We start from the raw sequence: 22,661 nt of genomic DNA, 5'->3' as shown, positions 1-22,661 counted from the left end.
ATCGCGATCCTCACCGGCGGCACGGTGATCTCCGAAGACCTCGGCATCAAGCTCGAGTCCGTCACCCTCGACATGCTCGGCCGTGCGAAGAAAATCGTTGTCGAGAAGGAAAACACCACGATCATCGACGGCGCCGGCGCCAAGTCCGACATCCAAGGCCGCGTTGTCCAGATCAAGGCGCAGATCGAAGAAACCACCTCCGACTACGATCGCGAGAAGCTGCAGGAACGTCTTGCCAAGCTCGCCGGCGGTGTTGCCGTCATCCGCGTCGGCGGCTCGACGGAAGTCGAAGTGAAGGAAAAGAAAGACCGCGTCGACGATGCACTACATGCGACCCGTGCGGCAGTCGAGGAAGGCATCCTGCCAGGCGGCGGTGTGGCGCTGCTGCGCGCCGTCAAGGCGCTCGACAACCTCACCACGGCCAATTCTGACCAGCGCGTCGGCGTCGAGATCGTCCGGCGCGCAATCGAATCTCCGGTGCGCCAGATTGCCGAGAATGCCGGGGCGGAAGGTTCGATCGTCGTCGGCAAGCTGCGCGAAAAAGCCGAATTCTCCTACGGCTGGAATGCTCAGACCAATGAATATGGCGATCTCTATCAGATGGGCGTGATCGACCCGGCCAAGGTCGTGCGCACAGCGCTTCAAGATGCTGCCTCCGTCGCCGGCCTGCTGGTGACGACGGAAGCGATGGTGGCGGAAAAGCCCAAAAAGGAAACCGCCGCCCCTGCCATGCCCCCCGGAGCCGGCATGGACTTCTAGGTTGACTTACGGCCCGCCTGGCGACGGGCGGGCCGTACCGAATGGAGGTCAAGATGGTTCAGACGATCATCAACAGATCGGACGTGCCGCTCGATGCCCGTGACCTTGAGATGTGCCAATGCGTATTCGACGAGATTCGATCGGAAGCCAAAGTAGCCAAGGATTCCGAAGAAGCGGAGCGGATTGCTGCCATAACGATCGAACTCTATCGCCAGGGCGTGCGCAGCCCAGACCATCTGAAGGTCATGGTAGAGGCGGCTCGCGGTCTTATCGCACCGCGCGAAAAGTAGAATGAATGGACGGCCAGACTGGCCCTGCCTGTTCGAAATCCGCAAGCGGGCAGGCAGTGAGATGGGAAGAAAAAGTTCAATAGCAGGAGCAGACGGTCTGCCGGCGACGCGCTGATTGACATCCTTTGCGGCCCTGTAGGTCCGCCGCTTGCCGATGATCTGAATTTTTCGCGCCTTTTTTGAGGAGGTTCCATGAATCTGTGCTAAGTCGCGGCAAAGAACGCCACCATAGGACTTATCGAACCCATGATTGAACTTACGCCATCGCAGGTCGCAGCACTGAAACTCGCAAGAGACGGCGATCTTTATCCTCAGCCGATGAAGAAGTGGACGCACCAAAACGCCACGGTGACGTACGCGAAAACCGACCGTTGGAAAGAACGTCCGCAGAAAGTGAAATCCGTAACCAGCAAGGCACTGGACGAATTGAAAGCGTCTGGTTTTCTGGAACGGCGCCATCTCGATCATGATGCTTCAAAGGACGTCTACGGGATTACGATGGCTGGCAAGATGTGGCTGCTAAAGAATAAGTAGGTTACCCAGATCCTCATCTGACTTTTGATCCGGACCAGTCTACCGTTCGGCACAATCGCCTAAAGATCGTTTCCTAGAAAGTTGAGAAAACGTTTTCGCAGTTGACATTCTTGTTGCGAAAAGGTTTTCTCACATGGTCACGGGTGAAAGAATGAGACTGTACCATACTGGACGAAAGCAGACCCGCATCACGATCCACGATCTAGCCGCTGCGGCCGGGGTCAGCATCTCGACGGCCTCGAAGGCGCTGAACGATACGGGCCGCATGGGCGAGGAAACACGCGAGCGGGTCAAGCGCATCGCGCGGGAAATTGGCTTCAGGCCGAACGCGCTGGCGCGTGGCCTTTTGAGCAAACGCAGCTTCACTATCGGGCTTTTGACAAACGATACCTATGGCCGCTTCACCCTTCCGGTGATGGCAGGCATTTCGGAAGCGCTTGTCGATCACGGAGTTTCGGTTTTCCTGTGTGCGATCGAGGACGATCCGGCTCTTGGGCAGATTCATGTCGATGCGATGCTGGACAAGCAGGTCGATGGCATCATCGCATCGGGAAAACGGGTCGATCGGCAGCTTCCGGTCGATTTGTCAAGCCTTCCGGTACCCGTGGTCTATGCCTTTACCGAAGGCATGCCGGGCAGCGTAAGCTTCCGCTCGGATGACGCACAGGGCGCAAGGCTCGCCGTGGAATTGCTGATCGGGCTCGGGCGTTTCCGCATCGCCCATATTACTGGTCCTGAAAGCTTCTTTTCGGTGCGCGAACGCGCTTTTGCCTATCGCGAACTGGCAGGTGACGGTGAACCGGTCCTTTACGGTGTGTGGGCAGAGGCCTGGGGTCACGAAGCGGTCGACCAGATATGGAGCCGCGCCGGAGAAAAACCCGATGGCATCTTCTGCGGCAACGATCAGATTGCCCGCGGCGTCGTCGACGCGCTGCGCGAACGGGGCGTCAAAGTACCGGAGGACGTTTCTGTGGTCGGCTTTGACAATTGGGAGATCGTCGCCGCACAGACGCGGCCGCCGCTGACGACGATCGACATGGAATTAAAGGAGCTCGGGCGTCAGGCAGGGTTGACCGTGCTTGCCCTCGCCGAAGGCCGGCCCGTCGCGCCCGGCGTGCGGAAATTGCCGTGCCGTTTGATCGTGCGGCAGTCATGCGGGAGTGATGCCCGCGAAGAATGAGAAGCGGCGCGAGGAGACGCGCCATATTGGGAGGAATGTCATGATCAAGCGCCTAATAGCAGCGACCAGCATCGCTACCCTATGCCTGGTATCGGGAGTATCGGCCGCCGAAAAAGTTGAAATGTGGGTCCGCTCGGGGATCGGCGACGCCTTCAAGAAGGTCGTTGAAGCCTATAACGCCAACCACGAAAACCAGGTCGTCGCAACCGAGGTGCCATTTTCCGAACTGGTGCAGAAATATGCGACCGCGATTGCCGGCGGACAAGCCCCCGACGCCCTTTCGATGGATCTTATCTATAACCCCGCCTTTGCTGCGGCGGGCCAGTTGGAGGACCTGACGGACTGGGCAAAGTCTCTACCCTATTTCAATTCGCTGTCGCCGTCACACGTTCGCCTCGGAACCTATCAGGACCGCATTTACGGCCTGCCGCTCTCCGTCGAGACATCGGTCTTCGCCTGGAATAAGGATCTCTACAAGAAGGCCGGTCTCGACCCGGAAAAGGCACCGGCAACGTGGGACGAGATTACCGCCAACGCGGAAAAGATCCGCGCGCTAGGCGAGGACACCTACGGCTTTTATTTCTCCGGCGGCGGCTGCGGTGGCTGCATGATATTCACCTTCACGCCGCTCGTGTGGGGTGCCGGCGCAGATATCCTGTCGGCCGACAGCAAGACAGCAACGCTCGATACCCCGCAAATGCGCAAGGCCGTCGATATCTATCGCAACATGGTCAAGAAGGACCTCGTGCCGGCGGGAGCTGCAAGCGACAACGGCGCGAACTTCCTCACCTTCACCAATGGCAAAATCGGTCAGCAGAGCCTCGGCGCCTTTGCCATCGGCACGCTGGTGACCGAACATCCCGACATCAACTTCGGGGTAACGCTCATTCCCGGCGTCGACGGAAAGCCGTCCTCCTTCGCCGGTGGCGATAATTTTGTCATCACCAAGGGCACGAAGAAGATCGACGCCGTGAAGGAATTCCTCGAATACGTCTACTCAGTGGATGGCCAGAAGGTCATGGCGAAATACGGCAGCCTGCCAACGCGCGGCGATATCGCCGAGAAGGTACTGGAAGGGCTCGATCCGCGCATGCAGGTCGGCCTCAAGGCCATTGGCGTTGCCAAGACACCCTATACGCTGCAGTTCAACGATCTGATCAACAGCGCCAACGGCCCGTGGGCCAGCTTCACCAATGCCGCGATCTTCGGCGACGATGTCGACGGCGCCTTTTCAAGCGCCCAGTCGGAAATGCAATCGATCATAGACAGCGGCCAATAATCCTCTCCCGGCCGCGGGCCGGGAGGCGGTGGCAGCTTCCCGGCCAACCTCAACGACAGATGCGGAGCGTTCTCGATGACAGGTTCAGGCTTACCGCGCCAATCTTCCGCGCGCAGGCGTCGGAGATCGCAATGGCGCGGCCTTGCCTATATCGCACCGGCCATGGCGCTCGTTATCGTCTTCTTCATCATGCCGGTGCTTTTCACCGGATGGATGAGCCTTCACAGCTGGCCGCTGATGGGCGCTTCGCGCTGGATCGGATTCAACAACTATTTTCGCATGTATAACGACAGCCGCTTCATAACAGCGCTGAATTTTACGGCCTATTATACCGTGATCGTCACGATCGCGATCTTTTCGGTCGCCTTTCCACTCGCGATCTTCGTCGAAAAAGAGCGGCAGTTTGTCAGCGCCTACCGCACGATCATCTTCCTGCCTGTGGTCGTCGGCCTTGCGACGGCCTCGCTGCTTTGGGTTTGGCTCGCCAACGTCGACAGCGGTTTCATCGGTCCCGCCTTGAAAAGCCTCGGCCTCGTGGCAAAGAGCCCCAACCTGCTAGCGACGTTCGACACGGCGTTTCTGACGATTGTCGTGATGGTGGTCTGGAAGATTGCAGGCTTCACCATGATTATCCTCTTGACCGGACTTCAGGCTATTCCCGCCGAACTCACCGAGGCGGCCCGCATCGATGGCGCCGGGCGTTGGCAACGCTTCGTGCACCTGACACTGCCGCTGATGCGCAAGACGATCGCACTGGCGCTGATCGTCTCCGTCACCGGGTCGATCCTCGCCTTTGACCAGTTCTACATCATGACGGCCGGCGGACCGCAGAACAAGATGATCTCGGTCGTCTACTACATCTTCAATCAGTCCTTCGTGTCCTTCAATCTCGGCTATGGCGCAGCGCTCTCGATCGTGCTTCTCGCGATCCTGGTGGCCATCAGCATCGTGCAGCTCTGGCTGCTCCGTGTCGGAGAGGATCACCCATGATTTCGGCGAAGGAACAACGTGCACGCAGGCGCTTGCGCTCGAAGTCGGCCTATCACCTGACCGGGGTCGCCATCGCGGTCTTCTTTCTGGCGCCTTTCGCCGTCACGCTGCTTGCCTCGTTCCGACACGGAACCGAAGCGAGCCTGCCGCCCTTGCCACCATGGCCGACCGCGGGGATGAGTTTCGATTCCTACAGATTGCTGGATACCTTCGGCGCCGGCATCTGGCGTCATATGATCAATTCGCTGCTCGTTTCCCTTGCGACCGTAGTGCTCACGGTTGCAGTCAGCCTGCTTGCGGGTTACGGATTTTCGCGCTACCGCTTTCCTCTGAAGAACGTGCTCTTCGTGTTGATCATCACGACACTGATGATCCCGTTCCAGTCGATCCTGACGCCGCTTTTCATCATCCTTGCAAAGCTCGGACTCAACAATTCGCTGCTCGGGCTGACGCTCGTCTATGTGACGCTTCAACTACCCTTTTCCGTCTTTATGATGCGAAATGCTTTCGACGCCGTGCCGAAGGAAATCGAGGAGGCTGCGCGCATCGACGGCGCCCGTGATTTAAAACTCCTCGCGCGCGTGCTGTTGCCCCTCGTCCTGCCGGGTGTCGCAACCGTCGCGATCTTTGCGTTCCTGAATGCCTGGAATGAGTTCCTGGCAGCACTTGTGCTGCTCTCCAGCAACGAGAAATACACCCTGCCGGTCCTCATGACGGCGGTGCGCGCCGGCCGCCTTGGCGCCATCAACTGGGGTGCTGTGCAGGCCGGCGTCGTCGTCATGACGATCCCCTGCCTCATCGTCTTTCTGCTTTTGCAACGCTACTACTTGCGCGGGTTGATGGCCGGCGCGGTAAAATGAACCCAGCTACAACGGATGAAGCCATGAACAAGCCAAAACGAGACCGCCAGTTCCGCCCCCTGCCCGTTCCAAGCGTCGACCTTTACGGGGTCTTCGGGGACCGTCAGGATGCCATCTGCGAGTCGACGGCCGAGACACTTCTCGACCGCTGCGTGGAGGCGGGGATGCTGCGCGCGATCGATACCAGCCAGCCGAGCCAAGGTGTCGTCATTCCAATTCAGCCCTGGGGCGGTACGACGCAGATGTTCTGGGACAGCGACCTTGGAAAGTCGATCGAGACGGTTGCCTATTCGCTCTACCGGCGCCCCAATCCTCAACTTGAGGCGCGCGTCGACGAAATCATCGACATGTACGAGAAGCTGCAGGACGGGGACGGCTACCTGAATGCCTGGTTCCAACGTGTTCAGCCCGGTCGCCGCTGGACCAATCTGCGCGATCACCACGAGCTTTATTGCGCCGGACATCTGATCGAGGGCGCCGTTGCCTATTATCAGGCGACGGGCAAACGAAGGCTGCTCGACATCATGTGCCGGTATGCCGATTATATGATCAAGGTCTTCGGCCATGGCGAGGGCCAGATACCGGGCTATTGCGGCCATGAGGAGATCGAGCTCGCGCTCGTGAAACTCGCGCGGGTGACCGGCGAGAAGAAGTATCTGGATCTCGCCAAGTATTTCATAGACGAGCGTGGCACAGAGCCGCATTTCTTCACCGAAGAGGCGATCCGCGATGGGCGCGATCCGGCAAATTTCATCCAGAAGACTTATGAATACAATCAGGCGCATCAACCAGTGCGCGCGCAAAAGAAGGTGGTCGGCCATGCGGTGCGTGCGATGTATCTTTATTCCGGCATGGCCGATATCGCGACGGAATATAACGACGACACGCTGACTGCAGCGCTCGAAACACTCTGGGAAGACCTGACTACCAAGCAGATGTATATTACAGGCGGCATCGGCCCGGCCGCGGCAAATGAGGGCTTCACCGACTACTACGACCTGCCGAACGAAAGCGCCTATGCGGAAACCTGCGCTTCGGTCGGCCTGGTCTTCTGGGCAAGCCGCATGCTCGGCCGCGGCCCGAACCGCCGCTATGCCGACATCATGGAACAGGCGCTTTACAATGGCGCAATGGCCGGTATTTCGCTCGACGGCCGCACGTTCTTCTATGAAAACCCACTTGAAAGTGCCGGCAAGCACCATCGCTGGATCTGGCATCATTGCCCGTGCTGCCCGCCGAATATTGCCCGCCTGCTTTCCTCCATCGGGTCGTATATGTATGCCGTTGCCGACGACGAGATCGCCGTACATCTCTACGGAGAAAGCAAGGCGCATTTTGAAATCGGCGGCTCCAAGATCACGCTCGCGCAGGAGACGCGCTATCCTTGGGATGGCGCCATATGTTTCGACATTGTAACGGAAAAGTCGGCGCGTTTCGCAATGTCGCTTCGTATCCCCGAATGGGCAAATGGCGTCGCGATCAAGGTGAATGGTGAGGCGCTTGATCTTTCATCCGTGATGCTCGACGGCTATGCCCGCATCGAGCGGGAATGGAAAAACGGCGATCACGTCGATCTCGACATTCCTCTTGCGGCGCGCTCGCTCTTTGCCAATCCGCTCGTGCGCCAGGATGCTGGCCGCACCGCTTTGATGCGCGGACCTCTGGTCTACTGCGTCGAGGCAACCGACAACGGCTCCGGCTTGAGTGGAATCCGGCTCAATGGCGACGTTTCGAAAGCGACAACTTCCGAAGTCGCCGAGCTTCGTGGTGCCGTTGCTCTGGATTTGCCCGCAAGGCGCGATGAGGCCGATTGGGGCAGCGCCCTTTACAGGGCGTCGCCGCCGCATGCACGCGAAACGACTGCGCGCTTCGTGCCCTATCCATTCTGGGACAATCGAGCGCCAGGTGAGATGCTTGTCTGGGTAAGAGCAGGTGAAGAACGCGGTGAGTAAACTGGCTGACACTGGTGTCGTGCTGGCGGGCGTCCGCAAGAGTTTCGCCAGCCTCGACGTGATTCATGGCGTCGACCTTGAAATTGCCGAAGGCTCCTTCGTTGTCTTCGTGGGACCCTCCGGCTGCGGAAAGTCGACGCTGCTTCGCATGATTGCCGGATTGGAAGAGGTCACCGACGGCGAGATCGAGATCAAGGGACGCAACGTCACCGATCTCGATCCTTCCGAGCGCGGCATTGCCATGGTGTTTCAGTCCTATGCGCTTTACCCACACATGAGCGTGCGCGAAAACCTCGCCTTCGGACTGAAGATGGCGAAAACGGCGGCAGCAGAGATCGAAGCACGTGTGAAGGCCACGTCCGCGATCTTGAAGATCGAGCACCTGCTCGACCGCAGGCCTGGACAACTCTCCGGCGGTCAGCGCCAGCGCGTAGCGATCGGCCGGGCAATCGTGCGCAAGCCGGACGTGTTTTTGTTCGACGAGCCGCTATCCAATCTCGATGCCGAATTGCGGGTCTCGATGCGCATCGAGATTGCTCGGCTGCATCGCGAACTCGGCAACACGATGATCTATGTCACGCATGACCAAACCGAGGCGATGACGCTTGCCGACAAGATCGTCGTTCTGCGCGATGGGCGTATCGAACAAGCCGGGACGCCGCGTGAAGTCTATGAGAACCCGGCCAATATCTTCGTAGCGGGCTTCATCGGCTCACCGCGGATGAATTTGCTGCAAGCGACATGGTCGGGCGACGGCACAATCAGCATCGCCGGGACCGTCATTCCGGCGCCGATTGCACCTGGCAAGCTTTCAGCCGGCGACAGGCTCACATTCGGCGTTCGCCCGGAGCACTTCATTGTCGCTGAAGCTGCGGCGCAGACGCTTAGAGCGCGCGTTGATTTTTTTGAGTACCTGGGCGGAACCCAGTACCTCTACTGCCAGCTCGATGATGGCCAGACCGTTACCGCTGAACACAGGTCTTCGCTCACAATCGAGGCCGGCTGCACCGTCCATCTTGCAAGCGAGATCACCAAGCGCCGCTTCTTCGATGCAGATGGGACGCGGCTGGCGGATTAAAATCTTTTCTCGATCGAGATGAAACCCGGCCCCGTGTGCATTCGCTCGATCTCGGAGTAAAATTGCCATGGGCAAGATGGATCCGCCGCACTCCTTCATGCATCGGGGCTGGTACGCCGCGATGTCGATGAAGTCGCCGAAAGCGGCGATGTCGCGGGCGGCTACGGCACCCTCAACCCAAAGGCTCACCATCCAGGGGTGGCGGGCGGCCATTCTTCAAAAGTGGATTCTCGATCAGTGACACACGATCGGCAATCTTCGTGCCCGATATCGTTCCAACACCATCAGGCTTCAGCCGCTGGTGTCGGCTCGCCAAGCGAGAGCATCAGTCGGTTGGCCCAGTTGAAGAAAGCGGCACCATGGATGGCGTCGGCAATTTCCAGATCGTTCAGACCTTCGGACCGCAGCCGGGCAATCTCTTCTTCATTGAAGGCGGATGGGGTCGCCGTCAAAGCGACCGAAGCATCGACGATTGCATTCCATCTGCGGCTGCCGAGGTCGGCATCTGTTCCTTCGTCGAGCAGGCGCTGAACATCGCTGGTGCGCTTGGAATAATGAGAGGCAAAACGGGAATGGACTGAGGCGCAGAAAATGCAGCCGTTCACCCGCGACGCGGCCGTCGCAGACAGCTCCCTATCGGCGCGTGGCAGACCGGCCGTCGTATTGTAGAAGATGTCCTTGTCGGTCTTCGTGCGAGCCTCCAGAATCTCTGGATCGCGTACAAGCAGCATGAAGTAGGCCGACTTGGCGCGCGATGGATCAACGAGCCCGGCCCAATGCCGGTCTGTCAGTTCTTCTTCTACGAGCGGCGCCAGCCAGGGTGTCCAGCCAATCTCGGCCTGTGTGAAAACGCTCGGGCGGTACTCGAGCTCAGGATGGATTGCAATCTCGCTCATGTAATCGTCTCCCTATTCGGCTGCTGCCGAAGCAAGTGTTCCCTCGCCCGCCTTGGATAGCGCCGCAAGCCCCGTGATCACGCGGATCTGGAATGCAACGAAGGAAACGATCTGCGAAAGCGTCACGATCGCCGTCGTGCTCCAACCGGCATCCAGCAATTTTTGCAAGGCAGCCGGAGAAGCCTCTCGCGGCCGGAAGACCAGCAGATGGCTGTGTTCAAGCGCCGCCGAAAGCTTAACTCCGAGAGCGACGCGTCCAAAATCGGATACCTCAAAGACCAGGCCCGACGTGTCTCCAACCGATAGGGGTCCCGCCGGATACTTGCCGTAGGGGCCCTGCGTGCGCCCCTTCTGGACCTCTGCTCTGACGGCTGCGGCAAGAGAAGCGCCGCCCGTCGTCTCGATGATGCCGGCCGTGTAGAATTCTGCTACCGCACTTGCATCGTGCAATCCCGCAGCGAAGGCCGCAACGGCAAGCCTCTCCACTCGCAAGATGCCTCCTTCCTGTACTGGCTCGAAAAGTGCCAGATAGCTCTTTTGCGCATTTGCGCGTGTTTCAGGCCGTTCCGCACGAATGCGATCGACGAAGGACCCGGCGCGGATGCCGGCTAAAAGATCGATAACGTCAGGTGTCGAAGAGGTCATGGTCGTTAACCTTTCTTGGATAGCCGAAATTGTCAGGCGTTGGCTGCAAGCAGCCGCTCCTGATGAAGCGGAGCCTGGCCCGTCCAGCCAAGCGCAGGCGCCACGATGGTTGCCGTCAATTCCAACGAGCGCAGAATATGCTCTTGCGGCGGATCAACCGAATGCACCTGGAAGGCGAGATCGGTCACTCGCGACAGCGCAGTATCGGCGTTCAGCGACGCAATCACGTCGTCCGGCGTTCCGACATGCACATCGAATGCCTTGATGAGGTCTTCTGTTGTCGTGCCGGTAATCTTATGACCGCTTGCGACAAAGCGCTCGACGCTGCGCTTAAGCCCGAGTTCGGCAAAATGCAGCGCCTCCTTCCGGTCATCGGCGACAAAGAGGCTGCGGGAACCGAGAATGCGCGGCGCGCGGCGGTCGGGCAGCGCTCCGAGATAGGTATCGATGATCGGATTTTGCAATTCCCAAAGCTCCGCAGATGGGGCTTCAAGCGGACGCGGCTGCGTCCGCGAAAGCATCAGACCATCACCATCACGACCAGCACGCTCGCCGCCGTCGACGGAAAACGTCGCCTGCCAGACATGATCAAGCAAGTGCGGCGCATCTGGATAGAGGCGGTTGCCGCCTTCCAGCTCGCGTCCGGCCCAGGCGCCGCGCACCGTCGCAAGGCTCTTGGCATAGACCTGGCCGCGATCGGCACTTTGCAGGCCGAACGGAAGGAAGGCTGCAGGCGTGCCGCCCGTGCCGAAACCGATTTCAAGGCGGCCATTCGAAAGGAGATCGAGAACCGCCGTGTCCTCCGCAACACGAACCGCATTCTCCATCGGAAGCGTGATCACGCCTGTTCCGAGCCGGATGCGCGATGTTCGCGCCGCAAGTTCGGCAAGAAGGATAAGGGGTGAAGGAAGTCCCCCTTCTTCGCCATTGAAGTGATGTTGGGCAATCCAGGCACTATCAAACCCGAACTTTTCCGCATGGATGATCTGGTCGGCAACCAGCCGGTAGCGGGTTGCCGGATCGGCCTGGTCGAGTACGCGGCTGAAAAAGCCGAGACGCTTCGGCTGGACTGGATATCTCATGGATTCGTTCCTGCACCGGTCAATGACGACCGCCTCGGGATCGGCGGATATTTCTTGCCGGGAATGGCAGCGATCAACTCACGCGTGTAGGGATGCTGCGGATCTCCGAACACAGCCTCCACCGGCCCGCTGTCGACGACCTTGCCTTCTTTCAGCACCGAGACTGTGTCGGCGATCTGGCGGACCACGGCGAGATCATGGGAGACGAAAAGATAGGTGAGCCCAAGCTCGCGCTGCAGTTTGTCGAGCAATGCCAGGATCTGCGCCTGCACGGTAACGTCGAGCGCTGAGACCGCCTCGTCGAGAACGAGGATCTGCGGACCAAGGACCAGCGCACGGGCAATCGCAACGCGCTGGCGCTGTCCGCCGGAAAGCGCATGCGGCCTGCGCTGCAGCATATCGAGCGTCAGCCCCACCCTTTCGAGCGTGCTTGCGACCCTTTCAACCCGTTCGGCGCGTGAGATCGGATCGAAGTTCAAAAGTGGCTCCTCGACGACTCGTGCGATGGTCTGGCGCGGATCGAGTGAGCCAAAGGGATTCTGATAGACGAGCTGGATCTTCTTGCGAAAGAGCCTCAGCGTTTCACCGCCCAGACAAGCCAGATCGAGACCATCGACGAACACGTTCCCCGCCGTCGGCTTCTGGAAGGCCGCCACAGTACGGATTGTCGTTGTCTTGCCCGATCCCGATTCACCGACAAGCGCATGAGTCGTGCCGCGCCGGACGCGAAACGAGATGTCGTCGACGGCGCGAAAGTGGCCTCCGCCGAGGCCGAAATCCTGGATTAGATTTTCGACAACGATGATATCGTCCGGCTCTGTGGCCGGCGCTCGTGCAGCAGCCGGCACGCGCCGTCGACCGGCATTGAGAGACGGCGCGTTGGCAAGAAGCTGTCGCGTATATGCACTTTGCGGCGCCCTCAGGATCTCGCCGGTACGGCCTTGTTCCTGAATGCGGCCATGTTGCAGCACGACCAGCTTGTCGGCCCGGTCAGCGGCAACTCCAAGATCGTGCGTCACCAAGAGAAGCGCTGTCCCATATTCGCGGCGCAGCGCGTCGATGAGGTCGAGAATGTGCTTCTGGACCGTCACATCGAGCGCGCTCGTCGGCTCGTCGGCAATAATCAGCGAGGGTCGCAGTGCAATTGCAATCGCAATCAGCACGCGCTGCTTCATGCCGCCGGACAGCTCGTGCGGATACTGCTGGGCACGCACCGTCGGCTGATAGAGGCCGACGCGCCCAAGCAGTTCGATTGCCTGAGCATAGGCAACCGGTCCGGAGGACTGGTCGTGGATTGCGAAGATCTCCGCCACCTGTTTGCCGATCGTCTTGACCGGATTGAGCGCGTTGCCCGGATCCTGCGGTATCAAGCTCACGATTGAACCGCGAATGCCATCGAGCCGCTTCTGAGGCCAGCCGGCAATCTCTTGCCGGTTCAGCCGGATACTGCCTTTCTCTAGGCGTCCGTTTTCCGGCAGAAGGCCGATGATTGCCTGCGCAGTCGAGCTCTTGCCCGAGCCTGACTCGCCGACAAGCGCCACGACCTCGCCCGGATCAACGCGAAAATCGATCCCGCGCACCGCAGTACGCGTTCCGTTCCGATCGCGGTAGGAGACCGTCAGCCCCGACACTTCGAGGACTGCGGCGGGCTGGGTCTCGCCGTTCGGCCGATTGACAGGTTGGATCGTCATCTCTGCACCTTTCCGATTGCCTGGCTGATCCGGTTAACCGAGAGAACGACGAGCACCACGGCGATGCCGGGTGCAGCCGTTAGCCACCATGCGGTTGCGATATAGTTGCGGCCTTCGGCAATCAGCAGGCCCCATTCCGGCGTCGGTGGTGGCGCGCCGTAGCCCAGGAAACCGAGGGTCGAAAGTTGCAGGATGGCCGAGCCGACCTGCAGCGCTGCAAATGCAATGACAGAAGTCAGCGAATTCGGCAGAACGTGGCGCCACAGCACTTTTAGGAACGTGGCGCCGCTGCCGAAGGCCGCCTCGACATATTCGCTGCGGCGCACCGTCACGACCTCCGAGCGCACGATACGGGCAAAGCTTGCAATCGACGTCACGCCGACGGCGATGGCAGCGTTTGTCGTGCCGAAGCCGAGAAGAATGATGATGCTGAGCGACAGCAATAGCGCCGGGATCGAAAGCAGCACGTCCATGAGACGCATGATGACCCCGTCAACAAAACCGCCTAAGGAACCCGCAAGAAGGCCGAGCGCCGTGCCAATGGCAATGCCCATGGCGACAGCCGCAAGCGCGCCGGAAAGTGTATGCACCGAACCGTGAACGAGCCGCGCGTATAGATCGCGGCCGAGCGAATCCGTACCGAGCAGATGCGCTGACCCAGGCGGTTTCAATTGCTGACCCGCCTGCCCCTGGATCGGGTCATACGCGGTAAAAAGCCCTGGAATGGCAGCCCATAAAAGGACAAGGGTTAGGATCACAACAGCGAGCACAAAGTCGGGCTGGACGCGGATGCGGTGCCTCTTCCCTTCGGCGGTCGGCAGCGCCTCATCGGCGACCGGTGCGTCCGCGATCCAGGCGACCGGATCCGGACTTTCGATATTGAGGTGCCGTTCTGCACTGTCGAACTGGGTCATCGAGCAGTCCCCAATTTGGTTTTCAGTCGCGGATCGAGCACGGGATAGAGCAGATCGATCGCAAGATTTATGGCGACGAAGGTGGCTGCAGATATGACGACGATCGCCTGCAAAACCGCGACATCCTGGAAGGTCACTGCCTGTTCGGCGAGGCCGCCGATTCCGTTGAGACCAAAGACAGCTTCGGTCACGACGGCACCGGCCAGCAGTTCGCCGAAGAGCACACCAGCCACCGTCAGTACTGGCAGCAGTGCGTTCCTTGCGACATGGCGCCACAACACCCAGGAATGCGATGCACCCTTGGCGCGCGCAACAGCCACGAAGGGACGCGTAAGGACCTCATCGATGTTCCGAAGCAGGATTTGCGCCATCGGTGCGGAAATCGGTACGGCAACGGTCAGGACGGGAAGGATCAGTCCCTCCCATGGCCCGGGATTGATCACCGGCACGAGTTTCAACCGGAACGAGAATATCTGGATCAGCATGATGCCGAGCCAGAAGGTGGGCACGGAGACGAACAGCGAAGGGATGGAATGAATTATCGAACGAAGCCGGCCGAGGCCCGGAATGTTGCAAAAGATCGCAAGAATGACGGCGAGGATTAAAGCGGTGGCAAAGCCAAGCCCTGCAAGCCGGATGGTCGAGGGCAGATTGGCAGCAAGCTGCGCGCTGACGGCGACACCGCGCTGCAGCGAATAGCCGAAATTGCCCGTCAGGAAGTTGCCGATTGTTTGGAGATATTGCGACGCAAGAGACCCGTCTGCTGCATAGGCTGCACGAATATCGGCCAGCTGTTCCGGGCTGAGGCCGTATTCCGGGTTCTGGAATTTGATCAGCACTGCGTCGCCGGGCATCGCCTGCAGTAGCACGAAGGAAATCGTGAAGGCGGCCCACAGCACCAGAAGCGCCTGTCCTATGCGTGAAAGAACATATCTTGCCATGGCAAACTCCGTCTCGGCGAACCAGCCCGGCTCTTGCCAGGCTTTCGGCCGGTTAGTGTTCAGCAAGCCAGATGCTGTAGAAGTTCGGGCGGCCGACCGCCTCGAAGGCTACCCCCTGCACATAAGGAGCGCCGGCAAAGGCCTGCGGCTCTTCAAAGATCGGGATGGCATAGGCCTGATCGATCACGTAGTTCTGAACCTCGCCGGCAATCGTCAGGCGCTTGGCGCGATCTGGTTCTGACGAAAGCTGCTCAAGCAGGCCGTTCAGCCTGCCGTCCGCAAAGGACTTCACCTTGTCGCTCAATCCGCCCTTCTGGCGAAGCACGTCGCGGTTTTTCGGATAGTACTGGCTCTTGATGACGTCGGGATCGGCGCGGCCGACCATCGCCGGCGAAACGGGCGTCTTTTCCGGATCGAGATCATCGACCGTCTTGCTGCCGGCATCGCCTGCAAGAACATTGAGCGTCACGCCGAGCTTCGCCCATTGCTGCGCGACAAGCTGTAGCGTTGCCTTGTTCTGGGGCTGCGGAAGCGATTCATAGGCTGTCAAGATCAGTTGCTGGCCGTCTTTCGCACGCACGCCATTGGCACCGGCCTTCCAGCCGGCGTCGTCGAGCAGCTTTGCGGCTTCGGCAGGGTCGTAGGCAAGCTTCGAGGACAGATCGACATAGCCCTGCGCCGTCGAAGCGATGATCGATTTTGCCTGCGGATAGTTGGCGGAAAAGAGCGTCGAGACGATCTCCTGCGTATTCGTGCCGTGCAGCAGCGCCCGTCGGACGCGCAGATCGGCAACGAGCGGGTTGTCTGGTCGGAACACGACGCTGTTGTTCACGCCCCGCGTGGGCGGCGCATAGATCTTATAACCCTGGCTTTCGACCTGCTCTTCGTCATAGGCCTGGACCTGGCGGATGAAATCCGCCTGGCCGGAGAGCAGCGCGCCGATGCGCACGCTGTCTTCTCCGGTGATGACATATCTGATGCCGTCGAGGTAGGCGCGGCCCTGATGTTTAAACTTTGCAGGGCCCCAGTTGTAGTCTTGGCGCGCCTTCAGCGAGAGTTCCTTGCCGAGCGTTTCGCTTTCGACGACAAAGGGGCCCGAGCCAATGATCTTGGTTGCATCCCCGAGCTGTTCGAACGGAAAAGCCAGCGTCGTCAGCGAAACAAGGCCGGAGCCGATAACCGAGGTTCCCTGCAGGAATCCCGGCGATGGCCTTTTGAAGTAGAATTTTACGGTGAGCGGGTCGATAACTTCGGAATGGTCGTAATTGTTGATGACTTCCGAAACCGGCTGCTTCAACGCTTTGTTGCCCAGACCGAAGGTATCGTAGTTTTTCGCAACCGCATTCGCATCGAGCGGCGTCCCATCCGAGAATGTCACGCCTTCGCGCAACTTGAAGGTATATTCCGTCGCATTTTCGTTGACCGTCCAGGATTCCGCGATCCAGGGCTCGATCTCGAGCGTCTTCGGATTCTGATAGGTCAATTTGTCAGTAATCTGATTGAGCACGCCGCCATTCGGATAGAAACCGCCGGCCGGAGGATAAAGATTGGTGTGCGCCTGCTGCTCGAGATAGATCAGCGTGCCGCCCGTCACCGGCTTGGCCGCATCTTCCGCAATGCCCACGGAAGCAGAAACCGTAAACGACAATGCCCCAATCAATGCGGCTGCGCCCAAATTTGTGAAGCTCATGTCTATTTCCCTCGGATGGAACATGGCCGAAGGATATGGTTTTCATGTTTTATTCCATAGAATTGATGTTCTATTTTACGCCCGCAAGGTGAAATGAAGAACTCGCGCGGGGATAAAACCGGCAATATCCAGCGTGGAGGGGCAAATGCGCCCGCCGAAAAGTCGAAACGCGTCTGAGGTGTCGACCGTGTTACGTTCAGGTTTCAGGCGATAGAACAGAAAAGTGGATGGATTGCGCAGATTCCTCTGCTCTCGGCGACCGTCAAAAAGCCCGACCACATCGAATTCACGTCCCATTGACCTTTTCTTCCTAGCATTGACCCGATCCCGCCATGTTGAAGACAGACCATGCATCGAGCTTGGGATGGCGTTTGACATCCTGCGCGGACGGGAGCGACCCAGCGAGGCGCAGTATGACCGCGCCAAGCTCCTTTTACATGTCCAAACCATCCTTGCGTTCCTATTCGGCGGGACCTGGGCGTCCTCGTCTATCGCTCCGCCGGCGGCTTGTTGCTGATCGCCACTGCCGCGCTATTGCTGGCGATTGCCATGGCGGGCATTTTCCGGGTGCGGCAGCAGCGGGCACAGGCCCCGTGACTTACGTGGCTGGTGCATCAGAGGCGCTGCAGGCAGAATGAAAAATGCGCATCCGGATCCAGCGTCAGGTATTCGAAGCGCCATCCGTATTCCGCGCAGAACTTGTTGACGGCTTCCACGACGCCATAGACGATCGGCTTTACGGTGTTGCCGGTACAAAAATCGTGGCCGGCAATTCGCCCGCCGCGATTGACCTTGCTATTTGACAGGACCAACTCCTTCCAGGTGAGTTCGAAGGAATGATCCGTGTCGATATAAACCCAGTCGAAAAAACCATCGTCAAACGTGCTGAGAGCTTCAAGCGACGTGCCCTGCCGGATCACCACCATTCCCCCTTTTATCTCGCTGGCAAATTTCTCGCTCACCGTCGTCATGCCGGCCGAGTAACGATCCATCCCCCACGGATCGATCAGGAAGAGTTTTTCGGGGCGATTCCGCTTGAGGATTTCAGACGTGAACTCTCCTTCAGCGACGCCAATCTCGGCTGCAACCGCATGATTGGGCAGACGATAGAGGAGTTCATTGCGATCAGGCAGCAGTTTGGCGCCTTCGGTATGGACAAAATCAAGCCTTGTTCGAGGTGTGCTGCTCCTCAGACGCAGCCGCTCTTCGCGCGTTTTCACTCTGTGCTCCAGTGCGGAATGATTTGTTAGTCGCGACACAACACCAGAAAGTGCCGCGACGCAGCCCATCTCTATACGCAAGTCCGGCGTCACGAAAGCTTGGGAGACAAGGGGACCTGCCCTTGGCGGTTCACAATAATCTGAGCGTGCTCGTAATGCACATGGGCTGATGATTGCCGGTTCGAAAAATTTGGAGAAAAAACCCGGCAATGGTCTTGCAGTTCTGCGCCGATATCGATAGAGAGCCTTCACGCTGGATGCTGCGGCATCGAGGGGCGATTAGCTCAGTTGGTAGAGCGCCTCGTTTACACCGAGGATGTCGGGAGTTCGAGTCTCTCATCGCCCACCATTCCATTTTTTCCTATTTGATTATTCATCACCTTTTCCCTCGTTTGTCTCACTAACATTTTTGGGCGGCAAAAGTGAGACATTTTGCTCGCTCGAGGACTGCTCTCGGCGGTCAAAGGCATTCGCCGTCGTCCGCCGCTTGTTCGCTTTCTCGACGTAGATTTGCGCTGTCTTTAGATTGGTCCAACCGAAGATCGCCATCAGCTCGGAAGCCGTTGCGCCACTCTCTGCCAGAGCAACAGCTGCCGCCTTCCGAAGACCGTGCGACGAGCAGTGCGGCAAGCCCGCATCGTTGCACCATTCGCGCATTTTGTTGCCGAGGCCCTCTGTGACGAACGGTTTTCCAAATGAAGTGATCAGATAGGCATCGCGGCCAATCTCGGTCGCCGCGGGTGCTGTCACGTTGTTTGAAAAAGGTCAGCATTGAGCAGCGGGACCTAATTTAGGCCCGCATTCCGGTTACGGCTTTCCATTCCGCCTGTGGCGGAAAACGATGGTGCTTATAATTCACGGTCGGCAAGCTCATCCTGCCCGACCTAACAGCCAACAGTTAAATCGAAATCAACGTGACAGCACCGTCAGGACTCCTACGACTTGCGGGTCCGCCTGGGCCAAGTTCGGTCGCCTACTGCCTGATCTCAGGATTTGCTGGCATTTTCGGCAGCGCTCCGACACCTGGTTCCGACCTATTCGTTCCCGAATTGACGACGCCCAGCTTCTCAAGCGCCGTTCAATGAGGCTATCGCGACCACAAGACCGCTGAAGTATAGGCATGAAAACGAGTTTTTAATTTTAGGTGCATTTGATATACTTGTAAAATCATGGATGTAATATGAGGCGTATTATGCATCTCGGCCTAAGATGCGCTGTCCTTCTGGCAATGGCCGCCTTGTGCGTTCCTGTAGCCTATGGTGTTTCGAACGAGGCCGACGTGGCAACAGGAGAGCGGCTCGCCGCCTTGGTACGTGCCAGTCGCAGCGTCATCTCAAGCCATCAGGGTTTGATCAACGATGAATCGATCGGAGACAAAAATCTGACTGGCGCACGCGTGGTCGAAGAGTCGCTAGCCCTCTATAGCAAGAACAACGAACACTTGTTGCCGGACGAGAGGTTTACGCCGGCGGAGAAACAACTGTTCGATGCTCAAATTGCAGCGATACGGGAAATTGTCGACGAAAACCAGGTAGTCATTAATGCCAAGGGCGTGGGCTTTAAAGGATTTATCCCCGCCACTTTCGCCCGCCTCGTCAACGAACGTCTGGAGAAAAAAGTCGGCGAAAGGGCAAAGATAAAGGTCACGGCCCCAGAAGACCTCGTGCGCAATAGAAAGGCGCTTCCCGACGATTGGGAGCGGGACGTCATCGAGAGCAAATTCCAGTCCGCGGATTGGCCGAAGGGCAAGCCCTTTGTCGAGGAGAGCGAAATGGATGGCCGTCAGGCATTTCGTATGCTCATTCCCGAATATTATTCCCCATCCTGCCTGACATGCCATGGCCAGCCCAAGGGCGAGATCGATGTCTCCGGCTATCCGAAAGAGGGCGCCGCCGAGGGCGATTTGGGGGGTGCGATCAGCATCATGCTCTTCCGATGAGCGCGATGAATCTCATTCGCATTAGGTTCAACCGTCTGATGGATCGGAAAATTTCGATCCGCCTCGTTTGTCTCTCCGCTGGCTTGCTCGGTGCCCTGTTGTTGAGCGTTGCTTTCATGGCACACGATCTTCTTGAGAACCAGCGGCGCGTGGAGGAAGCGAATGCGCGCTTTCACATGTTCGATGCGGCCGTACGGGCGCACCGGCATTTTGGCGAGATGCGCTATTGGCTCACGGACTTGTCGGTCAGCCTGCTGACACTGTCAGAGCGGCGAGCCGAAGCAGCACGTGACGCGCTGGAGGAGAATCTGGCCCACATCAGGGCTTTTGCGCCGGATGCCGCCGGCACCATCGATCAGGGTTCGAAGGCCTATTACGCAAAGGCGATGGAGGCCGTCGACGCCTATACGCAGGGCAATCGGGTCATCGGAAACACGCAGTTGGCCGCCGCCAGGAAATTCAGCGATGAGATCGACACCGTGCTGAAGGGGCTCGAAGAACGCCTTGAGACCGAGGCGGATGGGGCACGTGATGCGGCCGCCGCGGCAGCGAGGAATACCTACACTCGAGCTTTGATTGCGGTTGCACTGATAACGATAGCGGGCGCAATTATGACCTGGCTGGTGCTTCGGTCGATACTGGTTCCCCTCGCCCGCGTCGACAAAGCGATGGTCCAGCTGACGGAGGGGCAGGAGGATGTGGAACTGCCACCGGAGGGAAACGACGAGTTCGGGAGGCTTTCAACGACGCTGCGGCTGCTGCGCGAAAGCCAGGCCCAGCGCCGTATCCTCGAAGCGGCCGCTGTGCGGCAGCGAAATACCGTCATGACGGCAATTGAGACCATCCCCGATGGTTTCGCGTTCTTCGATGCGCAGGATAGGCTGGTCCTGGTCAACCAACGTTATCTCGAGATATTCCCGGATATTGCGGAGCTCATGACGCCCGGAAGGCCCTTCGAGGATATTGCGCGCGCGCAGGCGAAGCGCGCCACGGCCGAGATCGGCGCCGCCGGCTTGGAGACCTGGGTGCAAGAGGCGATCCGGCGCCACCGGGACCCGCAAGGTATGATCGAGCGGCAATTCGACAATGGAACATGGCTTCGCATCGCCAAGCGCAAAACTCCCGAAGGAGGCACGATTGCCGTTTACACCGATATCACCGACTTGAAACAGCGCCAGGTAGAGTTGGAAGAGGCCAGGCAAGGCGCAGAGGTCGCAAGCGAAGAAAAGAGTCGCTTCCTCGCCTCCATGAGCCATGAGCTGCGTACGCCCTTGAATGCCATCATTGGCTATAGCGAGATGCTCATTGAAGATGCAAATGACCTGGCGCAGCCGGGCCTTGTTGCCGACCTTGAAAAAATCATGGCGTCCGGGCGCCATCTGCTGGCCCTGATCAACGATGTTCTCGATCTCTCGAAAATCGAGGCGGGGAAGATGGAGCTTTATGTCGAACGTTTCAGTCTGATGCAGCTCATCAGCGATGTGGAAAGCACCGTTGCGCCGCTGGTCGCAAAAAAAGGCAATCGGCTGACGCTCAAGGTTTCGATTGAGCCGGACGAGGTCGAGACAGATAAGACCAAGCTCCGGCAGAACCTGTTCAACCTGTTATCAAATGCTGCCAAGTTCACCGACCACGGCGAGATCCTGCTAACCGTGAAGCGCAAGTCCGATCGGCATGGTGACTGGCTGGAGTTTAGTGTCAGCGACGACGGGATCGGCATGACAGAGCGGCAGCAGGCAAAGCTCTTCCAGGCGTTCGTGCAGGTCGATTCCTCGACCACGCGAAACTACGGCGGAACCGGTCTCGGCCTGGCGATTACCCAGCATTTTGTCCGGATGATGGGTGGAACCATAGAGGTAGAGAGCGAACTCGGAAAAGGGTCGACCTTTCGCTTCAAGATACCGGCTATCTGCAGGGCGCGGGAGATCGAGGAGATCCCGCCGCAAAATGAGGCGCAGGAGGAGGTGCAAACCCACGGAACGGTTCTCGTCATCGACGACGAAGCCAAGGCGCGCAAGTTTGTCTCAGACGCCATCCGCGGCGCAGGATTTAAGGTGGTGGAGGCCAGGGGCGGTGAGGAGGGCATGGCAAGAGTGCGGAAATTACGCCCGGATGCCGTCATCCTGGACGTGATCATGCCCGGACAGGATGGTTGGTCGGTGCTGCGCGAAATCAAATCGGATGCAGCGCTTCGCCACATACCGGTCATCCTCGCGACCGTTGTGGGGGATCGCGAGATGGGCCTGGCATTCGGTGCCACCGACCACCTGATCAAGCCGATCGATCCGCGACAACTCGTCGATACATTGAATGCTGTCGCAGGCGATAGGCGGCATGACGTGCTTGTGGTCGACGACGACCCGGCGACGCGTGAGCTCTTTCGCAGGGTCCTCCTTCGCGAAGGCTGGCGCGTTCGCGAGGCTGCCGATGGACGGGGCGGGCTGGAGCAACTCGACGCCGGGCGCCCGTCAATCATGGTGCTCGATCTAATGATGCCGAATATGGACGGCTTCGGGCTGCTGAGTGCCATTCAGGAAAGACAGGACCTTTCTGATCTCCCGATCGTTGTCGTCACATCGAAGGATCTAACCCGCGATGAGCTGGATTGGCTTGGCGTGCGGGCGAAGGAGGTTATTCGAAAGGGAGCTGAAGGCCGCGCCGAACTGATAGCGGCTTTGAAGCGGCACGTGCCACTGAGCGAGGATGCCTGAGGAGCGCGAA

General features: G+C 58.9%; 22 protein-coding genes and 1 tRNA gene. 13 read left to right on the top strand and 10 right to left on the bottom strand.

Going from position 1 to position 22,661, the window contains the following annotated elements; genetic code table 11:
* From groEL to A3C3_RS45360, 10 genes are all read left to right on the top strand, one after another.
* Positions 1-759 (top strand): chaperonin GroEL (gene groEL / locus A3C3_RS0119755; RefSeq protein WP_028739813.1); only part of this gene is annotated, 759 nt, incomplete at its 5' end.
* A 53-nt stretch (positions 760-812) separates the two neighbouring features.
* Positions 813-1,049 carry a hypothetical protein gene (locus A3C3_RS0119750; protein ID WP_028739812.1) on the top strand — a complete coding sequence of 79 codons (237 nt, stop codon included), beginning with the start codon at positions 813-815 and terminating at the stop codon, positions 1,047-1,049.
* 246 nt (positions 1,050-1,295) lie between these two features.
* On the top strand, positions 1,296-1,583 hold the full coding sequence (locus tag A3C3_RS0119745) for a hypothetical protein (RefSeq protein WP_022716313.1): 288 nt from the start codon (positions 1,296-1,298) through the stop codon (positions 1,581-1,583).
* Positions 1,584-1,734: 151 nt separating this feature from the next.
* Complete coding sequence (locus A3C3_RS0119740; protein ID WP_022716312.1) at positions 1,735-2,763, top strand: LacI family DNA-binding transcriptional regulator; 1,029 nt, start codon at positions 1,735-1,737, stop codon at positions 2,761-2,763.
* 40 nt (positions 2,764-2,803) lie between these two features.
* The gene (locus A3C3_RS0119735) at positions 2,804-4,042 is read left to right on the top strand and encodes an ABC transporter substrate-binding protein (protein WP_022716311.1); all 1,239 of its coding nucleotides are present in this window, start codon (positions 2,804-2,806) and stop codon (positions 4,040-4,042) included.
* A 75-nt stretch (positions 4,043-4,117) separates the two neighbouring features.
* Positions 4,118-5,032, top strand: a complete 915-nt coding sequence (locus A3C3_RS0119730; protein ID WP_022716310.1) for a carbohydrate ABC transporter permease — start codon at positions 4,118-4,120, stop codon at positions 5,030-5,032.
* A complete protein-coding gene (locus tag A3C3_RS0119725) occupies positions 5,029-5,892 on the top strand; it encodes a carbohydrate ABC transporter permease (protein WP_022716309.1) in 864 nt (287 codons plus the stop codon). The genes A3C3_RS0119730 and A3C3_RS0119725 overlap by 4 nt, the downstream gene beginning before the upstream one ends.
* A gap of 23 nt (positions 5,893-5,915) precedes the next feature.
* Complete coding sequence (locus tag A3C3_RS0119720) at positions 5,916-7,844, top strand: glycoside hydrolase family 127 protein (protein WP_022716308.1); 1,929 nt, start codon at positions 5,916-5,918, stop codon at positions 7,842-7,844.
* 1 nt (position 7,845) lies between these two features.
* The gene (locus A3C3_RS0119715) at positions 7,846-8,922 is read left to right on the top strand and encodes an ABC transporter ATP-binding protein (RefSeq protein ID WP_028739810.1); all 1,077 of its coding nucleotides are present in this window, start codon (positions 7,846-7,848) and stop codon (positions 8,920-8,922) included.
* A 67-nt stretch (positions 8,923-8,989) separates the two neighbouring features.
* Positions 8,990-9,163, top strand: coding sequence for a hypothetical protein (locus A3C3_RS45360; RefSeq protein WP_022716306.1), 174 nt, complete (start codon positions 8,990-8,992; stop codon positions 9,161-9,163).
* Between the two features lie 43 nt (positions 9,164-9,206).
* On the opposite strand, the gene A3C3_RS0119705 is transcribed toward A3C3_RS45360, so the two are convergent.
* The 9 genes from A3C3_RS0119705 to A3C3_RS0119660 all read right to left on the bottom strand — a co-directional run bounded on the left by A3C3_RS0119705 (position 9,207) and on the right by A3C3_RS0119660 (position 18,001).
* Positions 9,207-9,818, bottom strand: coding sequence for an alkylhydroperoxidase domain protein (locus A3C3_RS0119705; RefSeq protein WP_022716305.1), 612 nt, complete (start codon positions 9,816-9,818; stop codon positions 9,207-9,209).
* A gap of 12 nt (positions 9,819-9,830) precedes the next feature.
* On the bottom strand, positions 9,831-10,463 hold the full coding sequence (locus A3C3_RS0119700; protein WP_022716304.1) for a CMD domain protein: 633 nt from the start codon (positions 10,461-10,463) through the stop codon (positions 9,831-9,833).
* A 32-nt stretch (positions 10,464-10,495) separates the two neighbouring features.
* Entirely contained in the window at positions 10,496-11,545 is a 1,050-nt protein-coding gene (locus A3C3_RS0119695) for a putative FMN-dependent luciferase-like monooxygenase (RefSeq protein ID WP_022716303.1), read from the bottom strand.
* Positions 11,542-13,236 carry a dipeptide ABC transporter ATP-binding protein gene (locus A3C3_RS38775; protein WP_022716302.1) on the bottom strand — a complete coding sequence of 565 codons (1,695 nt, stop codon included), beginning with the start codon at positions 13,234-13,236 and terminating at the stop codon, positions 11,542-11,544. Before A3C3_RS38775 ends, A3C3_RS0119695 begins: the two co-directional genes overlap by 4 nt.
* The gene (locus A3C3_RS0119685) at positions 13,233-14,150 is read right to left on the bottom strand and encodes an ABC transporter permease (RefSeq protein WP_022716301.1); all 918 of its coding nucleotides are present in this window, start codon (positions 14,148-14,150) and stop codon (positions 13,233-13,235) included. The genes A3C3_RS38775 and A3C3_RS0119685 overlap by 4 nt, the downstream gene beginning before the upstream one ends.
* On the bottom strand, positions 14,147-15,091 hold the full coding sequence (locus A3C3_RS0119680; protein ID WP_028739809.1) for an ABC transporter permease: 945 nt from the start codon (positions 15,089-15,091) through the stop codon (positions 14,147-14,149). Before A3C3_RS0119680 ends, A3C3_RS0119685 begins: the two co-directional genes overlap by 4 nt.
* Positions 15,092-15,143: 52 nt before the next feature.
* Complete coding sequence (locus A3C3_RS0119675) at positions 15,144-16,781, bottom strand: TIGR04028 family ABC transporter substrate-binding protein (RefSeq protein WP_022716299.1); 1,638 nt, start codon at positions 16,779-16,781, stop codon at positions 15,144-15,146.
* Positions 16,782-16,856: 75 nt separating this feature from the next.
* Positions 16,857-17,078 carry a hypothetical protein gene (locus A3C3_RS0119670; RefSeq protein WP_022716298.1) on the bottom strand — a complete coding sequence of 74 codons (222 nt, stop codon included), beginning with the start codon at positions 17,076-17,078 and terminating at the stop codon, positions 16,857-16,859.
* 317 nt (positions 17,079-17,395) lie between these two features.
* Complete coding sequence (locus tag A3C3_RS0119660; RefSeq protein WP_022716296.1) at positions 17,396-18,001, bottom strand: class I SAM-dependent methyltransferase; 606 nt, start codon at positions 17,999-18,001, stop codon at positions 17,396-17,398.
* Positions 18,002-18,274: 273 nt separating this feature from the next.
* Here A3C3_RS0119660 and A3C3_RS0119655 point away from each other — a divergent pair.
* Positions 18,275-18,350: transfer RNA gene (locus tag A3C3_RS0119655), tRNA-Val, on the top strand.
* 20 nt (positions 18,351-18,370) lie between these two features.
* Here the strand turns inward: A3C3_RS0119655 and A3C3_RS38770 are convergent.
* Positions 18,371-18,751 (bottom strand): tyrosine-type recombinase/integrase, encoded by a 381-nt coding sequence (locus tag A3C3_RS38770; protein ID WP_022716295.1) that lies wholly within the window; start codon positions 18,749-18,751, stop codon positions 18,371-18,373.
* Between the two features lie 430 nt (positions 18,752-19,181).
* On the opposite strand from A3C3_RS38770, the gene A3C3_RS0119645 reads away from it, so the two are divergent.
* Together A3C3_RS0119645 and A3C3_RS0119640 are read left to right on the top strand one after the other, a co-directional pair.
* Positions 19,182-19,940, top strand: a complete 759-nt coding sequence (locus tag A3C3_RS0119645) for a Tll0287-like domain-containing protein (protein ID WP_376774906.1) — start codon at positions 19,182-19,184, stop codon at positions 19,938-19,940.
* A 116-nt stretch (positions 19,941-20,056) separates the two neighbouring features.
* A complete protein-coding gene (locus tag A3C3_RS0119640) occupies positions 20,057-22,651 on the top strand; it encodes a response regulator (RefSeq protein WP_233450554.1) in 2,595 nt (864 codons plus the stop codon).
* Positions 22,652-22,661: the final 10 nt, after the last annotated feature.

The sequence above is a fragment of the Rhizobium mongolense USDA 1844 genome (genome assembly GCF_000419765.1).
GTDB lineage: Bacteria > Pseudomonadota > Alphaproteobacteria > Rhizobiales > Rhizobiaceae > Rhizobium > Rhizobium mongolense.
The sequence above is the reverse complement of the archived record's forward strand: the minus strand, read 5'-3'. Positions and strand labels throughout refer to the sequence as shown.